The organism is Streptomyces sp. NPDC015125 (assembly GCF_043080045.1).
In the GTDB taxonomy this organism is placed as follows: Bacteria; Actinomycetota; Actinomycetes; order Streptomycetales; family Streptomycetaceae; genus Streptomyces.
Genome location: NZ_JBIBVF010000004.1, coordinates 149704 through 171129, shown reverse-complemented (window position 1 = coordinate 171129; position 21426 = coordinate 149704). Strand labels below are relative to the sequence as shown.

General features: G+C 69.7%; 15 protein-coding genes. 5 read left to right on the top strand and 10 right to left on the bottom strand.

What is annotated here, in order from left to right; all coding sequences use genetic code 11:
• Positions 1–30 precede the first annotated feature (30 nt).
• The gene (locus ACF088_RS12925; RefSeq protein WP_392375739.1) at positions 31–903 is read left to right on the top strand and encodes a D-alanyl-D-alanine carboxypeptidase family protein; all 873 of its coding nucleotides are present in this window, start codon (positions 31–33) and stop codon (positions 901–903) included.
• A gap of 191 nt (positions 904–1094) precedes the next feature.
• Here the strand turns inward: ACF088_RS12925 and ACF088_RS12920 are convergent, their stop codons facing one another.
• The 4 genes from ACF088_RS12920 to ACF088_RS12905 all read right to left on the bottom strand — a co-directional run bounded on the left by ACF088_RS12920 (position 1095) and on the right by ACF088_RS12905 (position 7363).
• Positions 1095–1856, bottom strand: coding sequence for a GNAT family N-acetyltransferase (locus ACF088_RS12920; RefSeq protein ID WP_392375737.1), 762 nt, complete (start codon positions 1854–1856; stop codon positions 1095–1097).
• Between the two features lie 322 nt (positions 1857–2178).
• The gene (locus ACF088_RS12915; RefSeq protein WP_392376005.1) at positions 2179–3924 is read right to left on the bottom strand and encodes a BCCT family transporter; all 1746 of its coding nucleotides are present in this window, start codon (positions 3922–3924) and stop codon (positions 2179–2181) included.
• An 87-nt stretch (positions 3925–4011) separates the two neighbouring features.
• A complete protein-coding gene (locus tag ACF088_RS12910; RefSeq protein ID WP_392375736.1) occupies positions 4012–5355 on the bottom strand; it encodes a M14 family metallocarboxypeptidase in 1344 nt (447 codons plus the stop codon).
• A 91-nt stretch (positions 5356–5446) separates the two neighbouring features.
• Entirely contained in the window at positions 5447–7363 is a 1917-nt protein-coding gene (locus ACF088_RS12905) for a Xaa-Pro dipeptidyl-peptidase (protein WP_392376003.1), read from the bottom strand.
• 392 nt (positions 7364–7755) lie between these two features.
• On the opposite strand from ACF088_RS12905, the gene ACF088_RS12900 reads away from it, so the two are divergent.
• The gene (locus ACF088_RS12900) at positions 7756–9243 is read left to right on the top strand and encodes a M1 family metallopeptidase (protein ID WP_392375735.1); all 1488 of its coding nucleotides are present in this window, start codon (positions 7756–7758) and stop codon (positions 9241–9243) included.
• A gap of 118 nt (positions 9244–9361) precedes the next feature.
• Here the strand turns inward: ACF088_RS12900 and ACF088_RS12895 are convergent, their stop codons facing one another.
• Positions 9362–10228, bottom strand: a complete 867-nt coding sequence (locus ACF088_RS12895; protein ID WP_392375734.1) for an oxygenase MpaB family protein — start codon at positions 10226–10228, stop codon at positions 9362–9364.
• Between the two features lie 712 nt (positions 10229–10940).
• Between ACF088_RS12895 and ACF088_RS12890 the strand changes: the two genes are divergently transcribed.
• Together ACF088_RS12890 and ACF088_RS12885 are read left to right on the top strand one after the other, a co-directional pair.
• Entirely contained in the window at positions 10941–11153 is a 213-nt protein-coding gene (locus tag ACF088_RS12890) for a hypothetical protein (RefSeq protein WP_392375733.1), read from the top strand.
• Between the two features lie 33 nt (positions 11154–11186).
• On the top strand, positions 11187–12878 hold the full coding sequence (locus tag ACF088_RS12885; protein WP_392375732.1) for a DUF6895 family protein: 1692 nt from the start codon (positions 11187–11189) through the stop codon (positions 12876–12878).
• A gap of 232 nt (positions 12879–13110) precedes the next feature.
• On the opposite strand, the gene ACF088_RS12880 is transcribed toward ACF088_RS12885, so the two are convergent.
• Together ACF088_RS12880 and ACF088_RS12875 are read right to left on the bottom strand one after the other, a co-directional pair.
• Complete coding sequence (locus tag ACF088_RS12880; RefSeq protein ID WP_392375731.1) at positions 13111–13641, bottom strand: macro domain-containing protein; 531 nt, start codon at positions 13639–13641, stop codon at positions 13111–13113.
• 174 nt (positions 13642–13815) lie between these two features.
• Positions 13816–15276 (bottom strand): amino acid permease, encoded by a 1461-nt coding sequence (locus ACF088_RS12875; RefSeq protein ID WP_392375730.1) that lies wholly within the window; start codon positions 15274–15276, stop codon positions 13816–13818.
• Positions 15277–15883: 607 nt separating this feature from the next.
• On the opposite strand from ACF088_RS12875, the gene ACF088_RS12870 reads away from it, so the two are divergent.
• Positions 15884–16642, top strand: coding sequence for a MerR family transcriptional regulator (locus ACF088_RS12870; protein WP_392375729.1), 759 nt, complete (start codon positions 15884–15886; stop codon positions 16640–16642).
• Positions 16643–16765: 123 nt separating this feature from the next.
• Here ACF088_RS12870 and ACF088_RS12865 read toward each other — a convergent pair whose 3' ends face one another.
• The 3 genes from ACF088_RS12865 to ACF088_RS12855 all read right to left on the bottom strand — a co-directional run bounded on the left by ACF088_RS12865 (position 16766) and on the right by ACF088_RS12855 (position 21425).
• Positions 16766–18970 (bottom strand): 3-hydroxyacyl-CoA dehydrogenase NAD-binding domain-containing protein, encoded by a 2205-nt coding sequence (locus ACF088_RS12865; protein ID WP_392375728.1) that lies wholly within the window; start codon positions 18968–18970, stop codon positions 16766–16768.
• 31 nt (positions 18971–19001) lie between these two features.
• Positions 19002–20216 carry an acetyl-CoA C-acetyltransferase gene (locus tag ACF088_RS12860; RefSeq protein ID WP_392375727.1) on the bottom strand — a complete coding sequence of 405 codons (1215 nt, stop codon included), beginning with the start codon at positions 20214–20216 and terminating at the stop codon, positions 19002–19004.
• 66 nt (positions 20217–20282) lie between these two features.
• Positions 20283–21425: an acyl-CoA dehydrogenase family protein gene (locus ACF088_RS12855; RefSeq protein ID WP_392376001.1), complete on the bottom strand. Its 1143-nt coding sequence runs from the start codon at positions 21423–21425 to the stop codon at positions 20283–20285.
• Position 21426 lies beyond the last annotated feature (1 nt).

The window sequence follows — 21426 nt, the reverse complement described above, 5'->3', positions numbered from 1 at the left end:
TTGAAAAACGGCAAAATCGGCAAAAGGGGCATGCGTCGCGCGTCCGCGGCGGTTGTCACCGCGGGAGCCGTCCTGACCGCCGGGGCGTTCACCGCTCCGGCACAGGCCGCCACGCCCAAGGCCCCCACGATCGTCGCCAAGGGCGGCTTCGTGATGAACAACGGCACGGGGAAGTCCCTCTTCACCAAGGCCGCAGACACCCGCCGGTCCACCGGCTCCACCACCAAGATCATGACGGCTCGGGTGGTGCTGGCGCAGGCGAACCTCAACCTGGACTCCAAGGTCACGGTCCAGAAGGCGTACAGCGACTACATCGTTGACAACAACTGGGCCTCCTCGGCCAAGCTGATCGTCGGCGACAAGGTCACCGTCCGCCAGCTGCTGTACGGGCTGATGCTCCCGTCCGGCTGCGACGCGGCATACGCGCTGGCCGACAAGTTCGGCAGCGGCTCCACCCGGGCCGCGCGCGTGAAGTCGTTCATCGGCAAGATGAACTCCACCGCCAAGTCCCTGGGCCTGACGAACACGCACTTCGACTCGTTCGACGGCATCGGGAAGGGCGCGAACTACTCGACGCCGCGCGACCTGACCAAGCTGGCCGGCAGTGCGATGAAGTACTCCACCTTCCGTACGGTCGTGAAGACGAAGTCGACCACGCAGAAGGTCACGACGAAGAGCGGCGGCTACCGCAACATGTCGTGGGAGAACACCAACGCCCTGCTCGGCAGCTACTCGGGCACCATCGGCGTCAAGACGGGCTCCGGTCCGGAGGCCAAGTACTGCCTGGTCTTCGCCGCCACCCGGGGTGGCAAGACGGTCATCGGTACGGTCCTGGCCTCCTCCTCGGTGGTCAACCGCACCGCGGACGCCAAGAAGCTGATGGACTACGGCTTCAAGAAGTAGCCCGGCCCGGGACGCCCGAGGGGCCTGCGCGCAGCCATCCGGCCGCACGCAGGCCCCTTCGGCGTCACGCTGCCGTCAGGCCGCCGTCAGGCCGCCGTCAGGCCGCCGTCAGGCCGCCGTCAGGCCGCCGGCGCTGCGCGCGAGGCCGAGCCGGACGGGCCCGCCGGTCAGCCGGTCAGCCCGTCGGCCGGTCAGCCGGTGGCGATACGCGCCGACACACAGGGGTCCTCGTTGCGGTAGCCGAGGCGGTCGTAGAGCCGTTCGGCGGGAGTGTTGTCCGCGAGCTGCCACAGCGTGCAGAAGCCGTGGTGGCGTACGGCGTACCGGGTCAGCCACGAGGTCAGGGCCGCGCCGAGCCCCTGACCGCGCTGGCGGGCGTCCGTCGCAACGGACGCCATCAGCGGAGCGCCGCTGTCCCGCAGACTGCTCAGGGCGCCACAGGCCACCAGCTGCCCGTCCGTGCCGCGGATCCCGGTCCACAGGGTCACCTCGCTGGAGCCGGGGCCGGTGGAGTGGGCCGGGCTGTGCTCGTTGAGGAAGTCGAGCAGTTCCCCGTGGTGTGAGGCGTCAAGAGTGACCACCCGCTCCTCCGCCGGGTGCACGGGCGGTTCCTCCAGCGTCCAACGGAAGATCCACTCCACGACGTCGGTCACCGGCAGATGCCGCCTGACCTGGCCGGCGGTGCCGCGCGGCCCGGTGAACTCCCGGACCCGCTCGGGCAGGCCCTGTGCGGCACGCAGCACGAGTCCGGCGGCGGGATCCGGTTCGCCGACGCACCACAGATGCCCACGGGCGTCGTCGAGCCAGGCGGCAGCGCCCTGGCCCGACCAGCTGATGCGGTCGGCCGGCCGGCGCCGGGCGGCGCCGAAGCGCAGCAGCGCGCCGCCGGCTTGCCGCTCCAGGCCCTGGTCGAACAGGTCTGCGGTCCGGGGGAGAAGAGTCGTTGCCTGCATCGCTCTCAGGAAGTAAAGGAGGAGGCGAACGGCCCGGACACGCCCGCGCGCGACCGGAGTCCGTCCATCTGGGTACAGGGGGATCCCGGCAGCGGCTGCGCACACGCGCGCCCGGCCGACCGGGGCATCCACTGTGGCATACCGCCCCCGGGCCGGGGCAAATCCGGGTCCCCGCGCCCCGCACCGACCGGGGCGCGGACGCCGGAGGGGCCGGCCGGACACCACGTCCGGCCGGCCCCTCACCTGCCCTGCGGAACCTGCCCTGCGGACCATCTCGGTGACCGCTCACCGGAGCGCCGCATCCGCCGTGGCGAGCAGTCCGTCAAGGATTCGCGCGCCGGCCGTCGCTCCGGCCCCCGGGGGCGTGACCGTCCCCGCCGTCACCGCTCCCGACGCCGTCGTCGTTCCCGACGCCGTCACCGTTCCCGTTGCCGCCCGGCCCGATCCGGAGCTCGAAGTCACCGTCGTACCGCTCATGGCCCGCGATGACGGCCATCTCGACGGCCTCCTCGCCCTTCTGGCCGCGCACGATCAGCGGATCGCTGCGCAGATCGCGCATCAGCGCCCAGCACATGGCGATCATCACGACCATGAACGGCACCGCGACCAGAATCGTCAGATTCTGCAATCCGGTCAGGGCATCGCCCGAGCCGCCGCCGATCAGCAGCATGATCGCGGCCACCGCGCCGGTCACCACTCCCCAGAAGATCACTACGAGCCGGGTGGGCTCGAAGGTGCCCTTCTGCGAAAGGGTGCCCATGACGATGGACGCGGCATCGGCGCCGGAGACGAAGAAGATGCCGACCAGGACCATGACCAGGATGCTCATGACCGTGGCGAGCGGGTACTGGTGCAGCACGTCGAAGAGGTGGCCTTCGGGGGTGCTCGACCCGCTGAGCTTCTTGTCGGCCTGGAGCTTCATCGCCGAGCCGCCGAAGACCGCGAACCACGCCAGGCTGACCACGCTCGGTACGAGGATGACGCCGCCGATGAACTGGCGGATCGTCCGGCCACGGCTGATCCGGGCGATGAACATGCCGACGAAGGGCGTCCAGGAGATCCACCACGCCCAGTAGAAGACCGTCCAGCTGCGCAGCCAGCTGCCCACGTCGGCGCCGCTGCTGGCCTCCGTACGGCCCGCCAGCTGCGGCAGCTCACCGATGAACGAGCCGAGGGAGGTCGGCACCAGGTTGAGGATGAGGATGGTCGGGCCGACCACGAACACGAAGACCGCCAGGATCAGCGCCAGCACCATATTGATGTTGGACAGCATCTGGACGCCCTTGGCGATGCCGGAGACCGCGGACAGGATGAAGGCGATGGTCAGCACGGTGATGATGATGACCAGCAGGCTGGTGCTGACGCTGTCCATCCAGCCGAGCACCTTGATGCCGCTGCCGATCTGCAGCGCGCCGAGCCCGAGCGAAGCCGCGGAGCCGAAGAGGGTGGCGAAGATGGCCAGGATGTCGATGAGCTGACCGCCCCAGCCGTTCGCCCGCCGGGTCCCGATCAGTGGGGTGAACACCGCGCTTATCGTCTGCCGCCTCCCCCGCCGGAAGCAACTGTAGGCGATGGCCAGCCCCACGACCGCGTAGATGGCCCACGGGTGCAGCGTCCAGTGGAACATCGTGGTCGCCATCGCGGTGTCCATCGCCTGGGCGGCATCCCTGGGGTCGGTGCCCGGCGGCGGTGTGGTGAAGTGCCCCAGTGGCTCACTGACGCCGTAGAACATCAGGCCGATGCCCATGCCCGCGCTGAACATCATCGCGATCCAGGACACGGTCCGGAATTCGGGGTCCTCGCCCTCCTTCCCGAGGGTGATCCGGCCGTACTTGCTCACGGCGAGCCAGATCGCGAAGATCACAAAGCCGGAGGCGGAGAGCACGAACGCCCAACCGCCGTTGTCGATCACCCAGTTCAGCATGGCTGTCGAGGCGCTCTTGAGGGATTCGGTGGACGTCGCTCCCCAGGCGATGAAGGCGAGGGTGAGCAGCGCGGTCACACCGAAGACCACACGGTCGGTCTGCGGGGGCCCGGTCCGCCGCGGGTCTTCGGGAAGATCCGCCAGGGAGGGGGTGACACCCCCGTCTCTGGTTTCTTTGACTGTGTCCGACACGTGTCAACCTTCCATGGACTTCAATGGGCCATATTTTCCTTACCCGTTACCCCCTACCACACGAGGGCAGACGTTCATGGGCTTCGCGACCGTAAGGTGATAACCGGCCCGCTGGTCCAACAGCAGCGGGACGAGTGCCCGCAGCGACTGGCGCAGCGGTACGACGGCGCCGTCCCCCTCCCGCTTCCAGAGCACTCCGTGCAGCGCCAGTTCGTCCTTGACCTGCGTGAACTGTGCCGCGTCGAGACGGTAGGCGCAGGGCGGGTCGGCCAGGATCTCGCCGTCGCCGGGGGGTTCGTTGTCCGCACCGCCGAGGTAGACCGGGCCGTGGTCGGTGTAACCGGCGAGTCGGGCGGCGGCGGTGGCCGCCTCGATGCGTGGGCGGTGCCGGTCGGCGAAGGTGAACGCACCGTGCAGCGCCACCAGTTGGGAGTCCACCCGACGCCGGTTGTTGAGCGCGGGGTCGGCCTTCTCGGCGGCGGTGAGGGGGTCGACCCGGACCTCGACGAGCAGTCCGACCGAGCCCTTCACGCCGGTGGTGTTGCGCAGAATCCGTTCCTGGCCGTCGCCCGCGACCTGCTTGACGGGGTCGCCGGTCGCCGGGTCGGTCCAGATGCCGTAGACGCCGGTGGAGAATCCGGCGCGCTGGACGGCGGGGTCGACGAAGTCCCTGGAGAGCGCGGTGGCTTCGCGGTGCACCCCGTCGGCGGTATTGAGGTTGCGGGGCCACAGGGACAGCAGGTCCTTCAGGTAATACGGCGCGGTGGGGCCGTACTCGTGCAGGTCGTAGAGGGTGTCGGGGCGGTAGTCGCGGAGGACGGCGGCCATCGCGCGGGCCTCGGCGGTGCGCAGGGCCAGGTGATCGCGGTTGATGTCCACGCCGTCGGAGTTGCCGCGGGTGTCCGCGGCCCGGCCGTCGGGGTTGGCGGTGGGGAGCACCAGCACGTTGGTGTGCTCCAGGAGCCGCCGGGTGGCCGGGGCTTTGCTGTAGGCGAGGTTGCGGACGGTGGTCAGACACGCCTCGCGCCCGGCGGGTTCGTCGCCGTGCTGGGAGCAGACCAGCAGAACGGAGTTGCCGCGGCGGACGTCGGCCGGGCGCTCGGGGGCCGGGGCGCCGATCCTGACGAGCCGGATCGGGCGACCCTGTTTCGTGCTGCCGATCCGGTCGATCCGCACCCGGGCCGAGGCGCGGTCGACCGCGGTGAGGAACTCCTCCTCCTCGGCTCCGCTGGTCCAGCGGGCACCACGGCTGGTTTCGAATCCCGTACGGGGTGTGGGGGTTCCGGTTGCGCCGGCGGGAGGGGCCGGCAGGGTCGCGCCGAGGGGGGCTGCCAGTCCGATGGCCAGCGTCCCCAGGACAAGGCGGCAGGAGCGGGACCTCACGAAGGTGCCTCCCTTGGGTGGGCGGTGGGGGTGATGTGGGGGTGACGTGCGGGCCGGGGCGGGGCCGCCCGCGGTGGGCGGCCCCGGGCGGTCATCCGCCGGCCGGCATCCGGCTGATCGAGCGCGGCGGGGCGATACCGGGCGGCTGCGTGGCGGCGGCCGGGTGCCGGGACGCGCCCGTGGTGGCCCGCTCGAAGGCCGGGGCACCGCCGGTCAGCGGCAGTTGGGCAGAGGTGCCGGACAGGTCGAGAGTGAGCTTCGGTGTGGACGCGGGCGGGTCGATCAGGCCGGCGTCGGTTCCGGCCACGATGAGCGCGAGCCGGTGTCCGGCAGGCACGATGTGATCGCTCGCGGCCAGGTCCAGGGTGAGGGTGTAGCGCTTGCCCGGGGTGAGCGGGCGGCCCTTGTGAGGGTCGGCGTAGGTGCCGAGGTCGGCCCAGCCGCGGCTGAAGACGGTGTAGCCGACCTTCTGGGTGTCGGCAGCGGTCTCCTTGAAGCAGCCGGTGTCGCCCGGGGTTCCGGCGCCCCAGCAGGTGCGCTTGCCGAGGGTGGTGATGCCCTCGCCATCGGCGGCGTAGTTGCGGATGGTGTCGGGGCCCAGATCCACCAGGACGGCGGAGAGATGGGCGGTCGAGGTGCTCGGGGTGGCGGTCACCGTCACCCTGCCGGAGCCGGACAGCCGCAGCGGGGCGCGCAGCGGGGCGGTGCTGAATCCGGCCTTGGCGGACGTCGGTTCATCGATCCGGGCCGCCCAGTCGGCCTCGCTCAGTTTCGGGTCGTCGGTGAAGGTCGCACTCGCGCCGTGCGGCGCCTTGGCGGTGCCCAGCACGCCGACGCCTGGTGCGCTGCCGCCGCGCGGCCGCAGGGTGGTGGTCCGGGTGCCGGGAGCGGGCCACTGCGGGTCGGTGGACCAGGTGCCGGGGGAACGCTCGATATCGGCCATCGGGGCGCGGTCGATGCCGTTGTCGTAGCCCATCAGATAGTGGTCGAACCAGCGGTGCAGGGTCGTGACCCAGTCCCCGCGGCGGTAGTCGAAGGGGTCGACGTGCCCCGTCTGGGAGAGCCAGACCTTGCGCTCGACGCCGTGCCGGGCGAGCGCGTCCCACCACTGCCCGGCGTGCCGGGTACGGACATTGAGGTCCTGCATACCGTGCACCATGAAGACGCTGGCCCGGACCTTGTCCGCGCGCCGCACATAGTCGCGCTCGGTCCACAGCCCGGTCCAGTCGCCGCTGCGCGGCGCTCCGTCGGCGAGTTTCTTCTGCATCGCGGCGCAGCGCTTGTGTGCGTCGGGGCTGTTGACCAGATCCGCGAGGGCGTCGGGGCCCGAGTCGTAGAGCGGGGCGCCTTGGGCGAAGTAGTAGTCGTACCAGGAGGAGATACCGGCGATCGGGACGATGGTCTTCAGCCCCTTGACGCCGGTGGCCGCGACGCCGTTGGCGATGGTGGCGTCCCAGCTCTTGCCGATCATGCCGGTGCTGCCGTTGGACCAGTCGGCGGTGACGGGGGTTCCTCCCGTACGGGCGGTATAGGCGCGGCCTCTGCCGCCGAGCCAGTCGACGACGGCCTTGGCCGACCCGATGTCGGAGCGGCCGCCGACATCGATGCAGCCGTCCGAGCGGTTGGTGCCCGCGAGATCGACGAGGACGGTCGCATAGCCGCGCGGCACGAAGTAGTTGTCGTAGTAGAGCGGGAACTGGACCGGCCGGCCGTGGTCGTCGTAGGTCTTCTTCTGGCTCTCGTTGCCGCGTCCGCAGCAGGAGTAGTACGGGCTGGCGTCCATGATCACGGGGATCCGGCGGCCCTGCTGTGCGGGTTCGGCGGGCCGCACGATGTCGACGGCGACGCGGTCGGTCCTCCCGTCCGCGTCGCCGTCGAGCCGTGTGTCCACCCAGACCGATTCGCGTATCGCGTGGTCGTAGGAGTAGACGGGTCTGCTCTCGCGGGGCGCCGCCTGCACGGCGGCCGGCCCGATCAGGGCGGACAGCAGGGCGGCGACGGCCGCCATCACGAGCACGGTGAAGGAGGTGGTGAAGGGGGTGCGGAGGATCCGCGCAGGATTCGTCACGGGCGGACGGTAGCGCGGCTCAACTCCCGTGCGTAAGGGCCTGTCCCGCACCCTCGGCCGCCACGGCCACCGCGGAGGAAGCGGCATCGGAGGGCGTGGCCCGGGGGCGGCGCCTACGGGAAGTCCCGCCGGCCCGATTCGACCGGGCGACGGGGCGACGGGGCGACGGGGCGACGGGGCGACGGGGCGACGGGGCGACGGGGCGACGGGGCGACGGGGCCGAGGGTGGGGTTCATGTCGGTCATGTGTCAGATAAGGCCATGTACATGACGCCGCTGCTCCCCCGTGCATAGGGTCTGACGAGAGCCATCCCCCTACGAGTTGGAGGACTCGTGCGTCACAGACTCCTGGTCCCGGGTGCGGCCGCACTGAGCCTGCTGCTGGCAATCCCAGCCTCCGCGGCCGGCTTCACCCCGGGCGCTCCGGGCGTGGGCGACAGCTACTACCCCGAGAGCGGAAACGGCGGCTACGACGTTTCCCACTACGACCTGCGACTCAAGTACCAGCCGAAGACGGACCTGTTGGAGGGCACGGCGACGCTGCTCGCCAAGACCACCCAGGACCTCTCGCGCTTCAACCTGGACTTCGGCCTCAAGGTCAGTGAGATCCGGATCAACGGCAAGAAGGCCTCCTTCGCCACGTCCGGCAAGCACGAGCTGGAGGTCACCCCGGCCACACCGCTGGAGAAGGGCAAGCAGATCAGCGTCGTGGTGCGCTATGCGGGCAAGCCCTCCGAGCTGAAGATCGACAACTACAGCGCCTGGGCCCGTACACCCGACGGCGGGGTGATCGCCCAGGAGCCGGACGCCGCCGTGTGGTGGTTCCCGAGCAATGACCACCCCACCGACAAGGCGACCTACGACATCTCGGTGGCGGTCCCGGACGGCACCCAGGCGCTGAGCAACGGCGTACTGGCCTCGCACTCCTCCGAGCTGGGCTGGACGCGCTACAACTGGCGCTCGGACAAGCCGCAGGCGACGTACCTCACGACGCTGGCCGTCGGCAAGTTCGACATCACCACCGACACGACCGCGAACGGCCTGCCGGTCATCAACGCGGTCAGCAAGGACCTCGGTGCGAACGCGGGCTCGGCGCGGGCCAGCATCGAGCGCACCGCCGAGGCCACCGAGTGGCTGGAGAGCGTCTTCGGCCCCTACCCCTTCAATGCGGTGGGCGGCTATGTGCCGAATGTGCCGGCCCACTACGCGCTGGAGACCCAGACCCGCCCGTTCTACGGCGAGAAGGCCTTCGAGCGCGGTACGAACGTCTCCGTGGTGGTGCACGAGCTGGCCCACCAGTGGTACGGCGACAGCGTCTCGCTCAAGGACTGGAAGGACATCTGGATCAACGAGGGCTTCGCCGCGTACAGCCAATGGCTGTGGTCGGAGAAGGAGGGCGAGGGCACCGCTCAGGAACTCGCGGACTACGTCTACGCCCAGCACCCGGCCGATGATCCGTTCTGGAAGGTCAAGCCGGGCAACCCGGGCGCGGAGAACCAGTTCGACGACGCCGTCTACGACCGTGGCGCGCTGGCCCTCCAGGCGCTCCGCAACAAGGTCGGCGACAAGGCCTTCTTCGGGCTCCTCAAGTCCTGGCCGACGGAGCACAGGTACGGCAACGCCTCGGTGGCCGACTTCGTGAAGTTCGCCGAGAAGAAGTCCGGCAAGAAGCTTGCCGGGTTCTTCGACACCTGGCTGTTCCAGCCGTCCAGGCCCGCGGTGGGTGCGGGCAAGCAGGCGTTCGGCGCGGGGCGGGCGCCGGTCGCCGAGCCCAAGTCGTGGAAGCAGATCGCGGCCACGCACGACGTGCACCGGCACTGACGCGACACCCTGACGCGGCCCACTGACGCGGCACGCGGGCACCCGCTCCGGCGCCCGTGGCAGCGATCCGGCCGGTGCCGGGGGTGATCGCCCCCGGCACCGGCCGGCTTCGTGCCGCCTACCCGCGCGCCGCCTCTCCGCGCGCCGCCTGCCGGGCCCGGCGTGCGACCGGCAGGAAGCGCAGTCGCTCCGGAAGCACCGGGACCACGGCGCGGACGACCCGCCCGAAGCGGCGCAGCCGGCGCTCCTGCGCGTCCGTCCATTCCAGTCCGATGGCGCACCGGGCCTCCGGCGGCATCAAGCCGATCGTGAGGAAGCGCCGGAAGCGGGCGAACCGCGGGCACAGCCACGGCCAGGTCGGCCGGAGGAGCAGCCGCAACCACCGCGGACCGCGGTCCGGGACCGGCAACGCCGGGTCACTGGCCACCAACTCCCTTACCACGACGGTCTCTTCGAGTTCATTGTCGAGAACCTTGTGGTAGTACGGCCAGAACTCCTCGACGGTCTGCGGCATATCGCGGTCGCGGATGCCCAGGATCCGCCCGACCTGGAGCCACTCCGCATACAGCTGCCGCTCCTGCGCCTCGGTGAAGGGGCGGCCGAGATAGCGCTGCGCGTTCCGGAAGACGGGGTAGCCGGTGGCGTGCACCCAGGCGTAGTACGCCGGGGTGAGCGCGTGGTACTTGCGGCCGTGGGCGTCGGTCCCCTGAATCGTCTTGTGCAGTTGCCGCAGCCGGCGCCCCTCCGCGGCCGCGCCGTCACCCCCGTACACCCACAGCTGCAACGAGGTCAGCGACCGCTCCCCTCGCCCCCACGGGTCCGTACGGAACGCGGAGTGGTCATCCACTCCGGCGCCCACTGCCGGGTGTGCAACCTGCATGGTCAGCGCGGCCGGCAGGGTCAGCAGCATGCGGATGTCACCGGCCAACGACCAGAGCACACCTCCGACCGGCGGGGGTTTTGGATAATTTTCTACCGTATTCATGTCATTAATCATGATACGGCGAGTCCGGTCGCCGACGGATGCGGGGGGTGTGCCCGGTCGGGCGCGGCCCCTCAACGCCTTTGCCGCGTGGACCCGCCTGGTCGGGCCGGGCCGGGCCGGGCCGGGCCGGGCCGGGCCGGTAACGAACGAGGGCTGCGCGCACCCGAGTTGCTCCCAGTCCCAGGGATGCACACACCGGAAGCAGACCACTGAGCCACCGCAGGGAGATCGCCCCCACTCCGACGGCGTGCCCCTCTACGAAGCAGATCCACCACCGGTAAGACGACCGCCGGGCCTCGATGGACCCTTCCGTCCCGCTCGGCGACGGTGGCGACATCGCGACGGCGGGAGGACGGGAGGGCGCTTCGGTGCGGGGGCGGCGCGGTGTGGTGCGGCGCGGCGCGGCGCGGCGCGAGCCAGGGCAGGACAGGCCAAGGCGGGGCGGGGCGAGTCAGGACAGGCCAAGACAGGGCAGGCAGGGCGAGGCGGCCGGAATATACATCTCCGCCCGGCATCCCGCCGCATGCCACACGGCAGCCACTGCACCCCCATAAGCGAAATTAGCCCGTAAGGGTGATTTTGCCTTGAGATAAACCCCATGAGCTGGGTCGATGACATCACCGCTTTCCCTTTCCGGGCGCAGATAGTGACAAGGACGTCACGGAACGCGACACTCGCGACATCTGTCCGAACCACCCAAAAGGAGCAACTCATGTCCTGCCCTCCCCCTCCGATTGACGCCCGCAAGGCACTCGACTTCCTGAGGACGAGCGGACTCGTCGACCTCAGCGTTCCGCTGGAGCGAGTCGTCGACCAGGTCAGCCAAATCGACGACGTGGCCGGCTACGTGCTCGCCTGGGAGCGCTACGTCCTGGTGGTCGCCAACCAGGTCGCCGAGCCCGACGACTCCGCTGCGCGCAACTGACCGTTGACTGCACCGATCGCCGGGAGGCATCCGATGGACACGACGCAACCCGGTGACGGCATGTCACAAAGGCGCGCGGTGGAGACCCGGGCAGTCGCCTGGCTCGCTGCGCGCCACCAGCTGATCGATCCGGCCGAAGCCGCCCCGGACCGGGTGTTGTTCGCCCGCAAGGCGCTCATCGAAACCGCCTTCCTCGTGGGGCTGCGGGCGCGCCTCGACCCGGAGCCGCTGGACGGTGACTACGCGGCCCTCCTCGATCAGGTCGAGGCGATCACGGCCCGCCCCTCCTACCGGGAGCTGATCGCCCGGGACGAAGCGGCCCTCCTATTGTACGCGGGGACCTATGCGGCACTCCGGCTCTGTGGACGCGAGGACCCGGAGTTCCGGCACGTCATCACGCAGGCCGCGGCCGGAGGGTACGCGGCGGTCTTCGAGCGGATCCCGTACCGGCAGCTCGATCTGCTGCACACCCTGGAGCTGTGCGGCGTCTACCACACGCTGCCGACCGTGGACGACGTCCTGCCGTTCACCCTGCTGTGCAACGGCCCGAATGTCGCCAAGCTCACCGACCGCGACATCTACGCCATCACCCACACGATCTTCTACGCCACGGACTTCGGCCTCCGCGAGCCCCGCTGGCCACGAGACTTCGACCCGGGCGCGGCGGTGGAGCTGCTCGAAGCTCTGCTCGTTCTCACCCTCGGCCAGGAGAATGCCGACCTGGTGGGGGAGCTTCTGTGCTGTCTGCTGTGCCTCGGCGTGCGGGACTCCCAGGAAGCCCGCCGGGCATGGGAGTTCCTCGCGGCGGCACAAGAGGCCGATGGACGGGTCAACGGACCGCCCGGTGTGGTCCACCCCGAACTGGCCCACGGGGACGACGCGTACGGACACTGGGCCACCGGCTACCACACCACCATCGTCGCCGCCCTGGCCGCGCTCCTGGAGCGCAGCCCCAGGGTGATGCGGAGGCATCGGCCGTCCGCAGCGAAGCCCCACCTGACCGTGGAGGAGCCGCTGCGGCGGGCAGTGCTGTGGCTGGCCGACACGACCCGGCGCCATGACCCTGTCACGTACCTGCCGGCCGCGGCGGCTGTCGCGCATGCAGCCGAGGCCTTGGGTGAACCCGAGCTCGCCCGTCCCCTGCTCCTGGATTTCTCCGAACGTCTCGCGCACGCGGACGTGGACGTGTGGCAGGGACACGGGATGGAGGTCGTGGGCGAGTTCGCGTTCGGTCTGCGGACTCACGAGATCACCTGCGCATCACTGGACGCCTTCCTCAAGTCCGCCGCCGCTGCCGTCGAACTCCTGGAGGAGGTTCCGCCGCAGGCGGCGTGCAACGTCCAACGCCTCGTCGATCTGGGCCTGATCTCCCCCGGGTGTGCGGCCGCGCTGGGGAACGAAGGCGCCGACACACTCCACTCAGCGCCCAGGACGGCAGCCGCCGGCCTGCCCCATGCCTGGAAGAACTACCGCCTGGGGCACATTGCCGCCCTCGTCCGGGACTGGACTCGCGCCGGTCGGGCACAGCACCGCATCACCCGTGACGCGATCGCCTTCCTCCTCGCCCAACAAAGCCCTTGCGGCGCCTTCGGCCACCCGGCCTGCGACGATCCGGCAACGCGGGAACGGACCATGCTGTCGTGGACCCAGAGCATCGTCACCGCCCTGGCCGCCGTGCACACCACCTGCGGCACGGTTCCCACTGCCCCGCAGCCCTGCCTCTGACTCCGGCAGTCGGTGCCCCCATCGCCATACGCTCGCAGTCAGCGCCCCATCGCCATGCGCTCGGCAGGGGCACGCCGTGGCTGCCAGGCCAGCAGCGTCAGAGGGGGCGCCGGCCGTTGCATGCTCGCGCACGAAGTACCTGTGACCGACGAACCCCGTCAGTTCCCGGTCTGCCGCTATCCGCTGATCGGCGGCTGAGCCGCGGCCGTACTGCGGGCAACGGGCGGGGAGTTCAGAGGTCGTAGACCGTCACCGGTATGCCGCGCCGGGTGAGCTGCTCGGATATCAGCGGCACCACCCGGGACCACTTTCCTCCCGCCAGGCCGCAGCCGATCCGCGGCATATGGACCGACGCCCCGAGTTCCCGGGCCCGGTCCGCGACCCGGCCGAGCCCGGCGCCAATGGCCTCGTACCGCACGGGGGCACCCTTGCCGCCCACGCCCCCCGCGGGCGTCTCTCCTGCTCGAAGGAAGGCGGGAGCCGGGGAGAGGATCCCTTGCTGCCCGACGACGTTGGCCACCCAGAGCTGGTCGGTGACCTGGACGAACTGGACCGCACCCAGCCCGAAGTCGTTCCGCGCACGCTCGCGGTGCCACCGTCGGTAGGCGGCCTCCGGCTCGGGCCAACGCCGGGAGAGCGCAAGCACAAAGCCCTTGCCCCAGCCGCCCAGGTCGTTGCAGAGATGCACGATCACCTTGACGCCCTTGCCGTGCGGCGCTGTGGCGTCCCCCTTGACGTATGAGATCCCCGTGTTCTCAGTCATGTCTCCACGGTAAAGGCGGCCACTGACAATCGACCGGAGCCGGCAGGACCGGGCCGAGGACCGGACCGCAAGGACCCGTCTCCGGCCGCTGTCCACCAAGGCGAAAGGGCGGTCGCGGACGCCTCCCGGCCTCCGCGACCGCCCTTGATTCCGCAGGCGTGCGCTACTGCGCGACTACTTCGACAGCTCGCGTTCCGCAGCGATCCGGCTCACCCGGCCGCGGACCGCGAACCAGCCGACGACCAGCGCGACGGCGAGGACCGGGATCATCAGCACGGTCTGCCGGCCGACACCGTCGTCGAACCACATCAGGACGATGACGCCGAGCAGGAAGGCGATGGTGACGATATCGGTGATCGGCGTGCCCGGAAGCCGGAAGCGCGGGCGCTCGACCAGGCCCTCCTTCGACCGCCGCACGAACACCATGTGGCAGACCATGATCGTGCACCAGGTGCTGATGATGCCCAGCGCCGCGATGTTCAGCACGATCTCGAACGCCTCACCCGGCACGACGTAGTTGAGCCCGACACCCAGCACACACACCGCGGCGGTGAGCATGATGCCGCCGTACGGCACCTGGTTGCGGTTCATCAGGCCGGCGAACTTGGGCGCGGAGCCCGCCATCGACATGGAGCGCAGAATGCGGCCGGTCGAGTAGAGCCCGGAGTTCAGGCTGGACATCGCCGCGGTCAGCACCACGAGGTTCATCACATCGCCCGCCGCCGGCACACCGACGTTGGACAGCACCGTGACGAAGGGGCTCTCGCCGCCGGTGTACTTGTTCCACGGCAGCAGCATGGCCAGCAGGATCACCGATCCGACGTAGAAGACGCCCACCCGCCACATGATGGAGTTGACGGCCTTCGGCACGACCTTCTCCGGCTCACCGGTCTCACCGGCGGTCACACCGACCAGTTCCACGGCGGAGTAGGCGAAGACCACGCCCTGGAGCACGATCACCACCGGCAGCAGGCCGGTCGGGAAGAGGCCGCCGTGGTCGGTGAGCAGGCTCATGCCTGGCGTGTGCCCGTCGACCGGGTGCTGGGTGGCCAGCAGGAAGATGCCGATGAACATGAAGACGACCAGCGCCGCGACCTTGATGATCGCGAACCAGAACTCCAGCTCACCGAAGATCTTCACCGAGATCAGGTTCACCGTCAGGACGACCGCCAGCGCGATCATCGCCATGACCCACTGCGGGATGTCGGTGAACATGCTCCAGTAGTGGGTGTAGAGAGCGATCGCGGTGATGTCGGCGATACCGGTCGTCGACCAGTTGACGACATACATCCAGCCGGCGACGTAGGCGCCCTTCTCCCCCAGGAACTCGCGGGCATAGGAGACGAACGAACCCGACGACGGACGGTGCAGCACCAGCTCACCCAGGGCCCGTACCACGAAGAAGGCGAAGAGGCCACACACCGCATAAGCAATCGCCAGCGCGGGTCCGGCGGAGTGCAGTCGGCCACCGGCACCCAGGAACAGGCCGGTGCCGATCGCTCCACCGATGGCGATCATGTTGATATGCCGGCCCTTGAGGCCCTTGCTGTAGCCCGCGTCGCCCGCATCCTGCTGTGCGCCGCTCCCCCCGTCAGGTGACCTGCCGGCTGTCTCGGTGACGGTTTCTGTGCTCACTGGTGGTGCATCTCGCTTTCGGGGAGGCGCTTGAGCGATTGCCGATCCCGCGGATCGCGCGGACGGCCGACGGCACACCTTCCCCGAAGAGCGCTCCCCCGTCTGTGGGCAAGATCACATCGTGTATAGGCCATCCAAGATTTGTCCTTATTTGTCATGAATTAACCGACGGAACAGTTTCAAGGGAGGTGCCAGTTCACCCGATTCCGGGCCCCCTCTCTCGCCCGGCAACCAGAATTTCTTGTCCTGTTCGGTCTGACTGAGGCGCGTGTTGGGTTTCGCGACGGTCCGCGCGATCTCCGCGACGGTCCGCTCAGCTCCGTGTCGATCAGCTCAGCTCCGTGACGATGCACTCGGCATCCGCGCGCACCCTCGGATGCCCGGCCGGCTCCCGCAGCGGCCCCGCGATGCCGCCGTCCAGATGCGGCGCCGTCCCGCCTGCGCCACCCCGCCCGGCCGGCGCCCCGCAGGGCTCATGCCTGCCGTCCGCACCGGGGCCCGGCCGCCGCGCCGGGCGGCAAAGGGGGCAGAGAGGAGGGGCAGAGAAGGTGGGGCAGAAGGGTTCCGAGGGTTTTACAGGAGTGGTGAGACAGCAATACTGATGAACATGATGGAGTCAGCCACCGGCTTGACGGTCGACGAACTGGCCGCCCGCGCCGGCGTCACCGTCCGCACGATCCGCTTCTACAGCACACGCGGCCTGCTGCCGCCGCCGGAGATCGGTCCGCGCCGGGTCGGCCGCTACGGACCCGACCACCTCTCACGGCTCGCGCTCATCGAGGAACTCCAGCACCAGGGTCTGACGCTCTCCGCCATCGAACGCTATCTGGAGCAGCTGCCGCCGGATCTGAGCGCCCAGGATCTGGCCATCCACCGGGCGCTGGTGGCGAGTTGGGTTCCGGACAAGGCGGAGGACGCCACCCGGGGCCGGTTGGAGCGGCGGGTCGGCCGGGCGCTGACCGAGGAGGATCTGGACCGGCTGGCGGCCATGAGCGTGCTCGTACGGACCGATGACCCGCAGGTCTTCCGGGTCGACCCGGGGCTGCTGCACCTGGGTGCCCGGCTGCTGGACGTCCCGATCGCGCTGGAGACCATCATCGCGGCGCGCACCGTCGTCATCGAGCACACCCGCTCGGCGGCCCGGGAGCTCAGCCGGCTCTTCAAGGACGAGGTGTGGGAGCCGTACCGGGACGGCGGGCCGGACGAGGAGGAGCTGGCGCGGATGAAGTCGCTCTCGGCCCATATGCAGCCGATGGTGGTGCAGGCCCTGGTCACCGCCTTCCAGCGGTCGATGAAGCAGGAGCTGCGGGAGTCGTTCGGCAAGGAGGGCGGCCAGGGCCCGGGCGGCCGCACCTCGCAGGGGTGAGGGGCGGGCCGCCGGGGCCCGCCCCCGGACCGGTCGGTGCCCGACCGGTCGGTCCCTGACCTGTCGGTCCCTGACCTGTCGGTCCAAGACCTGTCAGTCCATGACCGGTCGGTCCGTGGCCTGTCAGTCGCTGAACTTCTCGCCCTTCTCGGCCTTTTCGACCAGCAGCGCGGACGGCGCGAACCGGTCTCCGTAGGCCGCCTGCAGCTCGCGGGCGCGGGCCACGAAACCGGGCAGGCCGACGAGTTCCTCCCGCCCCGGCCCACCCTGGTAGCCGTTGATGTACTGGATCACGCCGCCGGTCCAACCCGGGAAGCCGATCCCGAAGATGGAGCCGATGTTGGCGTCGGCGACGGAGGTGAGCACGCCCTCCTCGAAGCAGCGGACGGTGTCCAGCGCCTCGGAGAAGAGCATCCGCTCCTGCATGTCGAGGAACGGGACGGTGGTGTCCTTCTTGGTGAAGTGCTCGCGCAGGCCGGGCCACAGGCCGGCGCGCTTGCCGTCGTCCCCGTACTCGTAGAAGCCGGCGCCGCCGCTGCGGCCGGGGCGGCCGAACTCGTCGACCATCCGGTCGATCACCGCGTCGGCCGGGTGCGGCTGCCAGCTGCCGCCGGTCTCCTCGACCGCCCGCTTGGTCTCCTCGCGGATCTTGCGCGGCAGGGTGAGGGTCAGCTCGTCCATCAGGGACAGCACCTTGGCCGGGTAGCCGGCCTGGGCCGCGGCCTGCTCGACGGAGACCGGGTCGAGGCCCTCGCCGATCATCGCCACGCCTTCGTTGATGAAGTGGCCGATGACGCGCGAGGTGAAGAAGCCGCGCGAGTCGTTGACGACGATCGGGGTCTTCTTGATCTGGCGTACCAGGTCGAAGGCGCGGGCCAGGGCCTCGTCGCCGGTCCGCTCCCCCTTGATGATCTCCACCAGCGGCATCTTGTCGACCGGCGAGAAGAAGTGCAGTCCGATGAAGTCCTGGTCGCGCTCGACGCCTTCGGCCAGCAGCGTGATGGGCAGGGTGGAGGTGTTGGAGCACAGCAGCGCGTCGGGAGCGACGATGTGCTGGATCTCCTTGAACACCTTGTGCTTGAGCGCGACGTCCTCGAAGACCGCCTCGATGACGGCGTCACAGCCCGCGAGGTCCGCCGGCTCGGCGGTGGGCGTGATGCGCGCCAGCAGCTCATCGCGCTTCTGCTCGGTCGTACGGCCCCGGGAAAGCGCCTTGGCGAGCAGCCCCTCCGCGTACGCCTTGCCCTTCTGCGCCGCCTCCGGGGTGACGTCCTTGAGGACGACCTGCATCCCGGCCCTGGCACAGGAGTAGGCGATGCCCGCGCCCATCATGCCGGCGCCGAGGACCGCGACCTTCTCGACCTTGCGGGGCGCGATGTCCTTGGGCCGGTTGGCGCCGGAATTGACGGCCTGCAGGTCGAAGAAGAACGCCTGGATCATGTTCTTGGAGATCTGGCCGGTCACCAGCTCGACGAAGTAGCGCGCCTCGATGGTCTGCGCGGTCTCGAAGTCGACCTGGGAGCCCTCCACCGCCGCGGCGAGGATGTTGCGCGGGGCGGGGTAGGGCGCGCCGTTCAGCTGCTTCTTGAGGTTGGCGGGGAACGCCGGGAGGTTGGCCGCGAACTTCGGCTGGGCGGGGGTGCCGCCGGGGATGCGGTAGCCCTTGACGTCCCAGGGCTGCTGGGACTCGGGGTGCTCGTCGATGAAGGTACGGGCCTTGGCCAGCAGTTCCTCGGGCGTGGCCGCGACCTCGTGGATCAGCCCGGCGTCCTGGGCACGGGGGGCGTTGTACTGGGTGCCCTGGAGCAGCACCTTCAGCAGCGCGTCGGCGATCCCGAGCAGCCGGACCGTCCGGGTGACGCCGCCGGCGGCGGGCAGCAGGCCGAGGGTGACCTCGGGCAGGCCGATCTTGGTGGCGGGGGTGTCGAGCGCGATGCGGTGGTGGCAGGCGAGTGCGATCTCGTAACCGCCGCCCAGCGCCGCGCCGTTGATCGCGGCGACGACGGGCTTGCCGAGGGTCTCGATACGGCGCAGGTCGCGCTTGATGCCGTTGCCCGACTCGAAGGCCTGCTGGGCCGTGTCGGGAGTGACGGCGATCAGGTCGCGCAGATCGCCGCCGGCGAAGAAGGTCTTCTTGGCGGAGGTGAAGATGATGCCGCGGATGCTGTCCTTCTCGGCCTCCAGGCGGTCGGCGACCGCGGTGAGGGAGGTTTTGAAGGCGTTGTTCATGGTGTTGGCGGACTGGTCCGGGTCGTCCAGGACCAGGGTGACGATGCCGGTCTCGTCCTGTTCCCAGCGAATGGTCGACACAGCAGCGGATTCACTCATGGTGCGTACTCCGTAGTGGGTGGGACGAGGGTCAGAGGCGCTCGATGACGGTGGCGATGCCCATACCGCCGCCGACGCAGAGGGTGGCCAGGCCGTAGCGCTTGTCCTGCCGCTCCAGCTCGTCGATCAGGGTGCCGAGGATCATCGCGCCGGTGGCACCGAGGGGGTGTCCCAGGGCGATGGCGCCGCCGTTGACATTGACCTTGTCCAGGCTCAGGCCCATGTCCTTGACGAAGCGCAGCACGACGGCGGCGAAGGCCTCGTTGATCTCGACCAGGTCGATGTCGTCGATGGTCAGCCCGGCCTTGGCGAGGGCCTTGCGGCTGGCGGGCGCGGGGCCGGTGAGCATGATCGTCGGCTCGGAGCCGGAGACCGCGGCGGAGAGAATACGGGCCCGGGGGGTCAGGCCGTAGCGCTCGCCGACCTCCTTGGAGCCGATGGCGACGAGCGCCGCGCCGTCCACGATGCCGGAGGAGTTGCCCGCGTGGTGGACGTGGTCGATCTTCTCGACCCAGTGGTACTTCTGCAGGGCTACCGCGTCGAAGCCGCCGGCGTCACCGATGGTGGCGAAGGACGGCTTGAGGCCGGCCAGGGAGTCGGCGGTGGTGCCGGGACGCATGTGCTCGTCGTGGTCGAGGACGACCAGGCCGTTGCGGTCGCGCACCGGGACGACGGAGCGGTCGAAGCGGCCGTCCTTCCAGGCCTCGGCGGCGCGCTCCTGGGAGAGCGCGGCGAACTCGTCGACATCCCGGCGGGTGTAGCCCTCGATCGTGGCGATCAGGTCGGCGCCGATGCCCTGGGGGACGAAGCCGGTGTCGAAGTTGGTCATCGGGTCGGCGAACCAGGCGCCGCCGTCGGAGGCCATCGGGACCCGGGACATGGATTCGACGCCGCCTGCCAGGACCAGGTCCTCCCAGCCGGAACGCACCTTGGCGGCGGCCATGTTGACAGCCTCCAGACCCGAGGCACAGAAGCGGTTCTCCTGGACGCCGGCCACGGTGTCGGGCAGCCCCGCGGCGATCGCCGCGATCCGGGCGATGTCGGAGCCCTGGTCGCCGACCGGTCCGACGACGCCGAGCACGATGTCGTCGACGGCGGCCGGGTCCAGGCCGGGGAAGCGTCGGCGCACTTCATGGATCAGACCGACGACCAGGTCGATCGGCTTGGTGCCGTGCAGTGCGCCACTGGCCTTGCCGCGGCCGCGCGGGGTGCGGATCGCGTCGTATACGTACGCTTCGGTACTCAAGTCAACAAGCCTTTCGCATGAGGGTGGAGGCAGGGGCGGCGGGTGGGGACCGGGGCCGGTCCGCGGTCAGCCGAGCAGGGAGCGTCCGATGATCTCCTTCATGATCTCGGTGGTCCCTCCGTAGATCGTCTGGATACGGCCGTCGGTGAAGGCCTTGGCCACGCGGTATTCCGCCATATAGCCGTAGCCGCCATGGAGTTGCAGACAGCGGTCGGCGACGCGCTTTTGCAGTTCGGTCGCCCACCACTTGGCCATCGAGGCGTGCACCGCGTCCAGTTCGCCGGCGGAGTGATCGGCGATACAGCGGTCGAGGAACGCCCTGGTGACGGCGCATTCGGTGGCCATCTCGGCTATCTCGAAGCGGATGTGCTGGAGCTTGGCCAGCGGCCGTCCGAAGGCTTCGCGCTCCTTGACGTACTCGCTGGTGATTTCCAGCAGGTGTTCGGCGCCGGCGACAGCGGCGACGGCGATACCCATCCGCTCCTGGGCGAGATGGGTCATCAGATGGACGAAGGCGCCGTTCAGCGTGCCGAGCAGGTTCCCCTTGGGGACGCGGACGTCGTGGAAGAACAGCTCGGCGGTGTCCTGGGACTTCTGCCCGATCTTGTCGAGGTTGCGGCCACGCTCGAAGCCCGCCATGCCCCGCTCGACGACCAGCAGGCTCAGGCCGTGCGCCCCGCCTTCCGGTGTCGTTTTGGCCACGACGATGACCAGGTCGGCGAGGATGCCGTTGGAGATGAAGGTCTTGGAACCGTTGAGGATCCAGTGGTCGCCCGCATCCTCGGCGTGGGTGCGGATGCCCTGCAGGTCGGAGCCCGCCCCGGGCTCGGTCATCGCGATGGCGGTGATGATCTCGCCGCTGCAGAAACCGGGCAGCCAGCGGGCTTTCTGCTCCTCGGTGCCCAGCGTCGTCAGATAGGGACCGATGATGTCGTTGTGCAGTCCCACGGCCAGCCCGGCTGCGCCCGCCCGGGTGAATTCCTCGGCCAGCACCGCGCTGTAGCGGAAGTCGTGCTGTCCGCCCCCGCCGTACTCCTCGGGAACCGCCAGGCCCAGGAGCCCCTGCTTGCCGGCCGCCCGCCAGGCGTCCCGGCTGACGATGCCGTCCTTCTCCCACTGCTCGTAATACGGCGTCACTTCCCTGGCGAGGAAGGTCCGTACGACCTTGCGGAAGGCCTCGTGGTCCTCGGTGAAGATCTGGCGCTTCAGC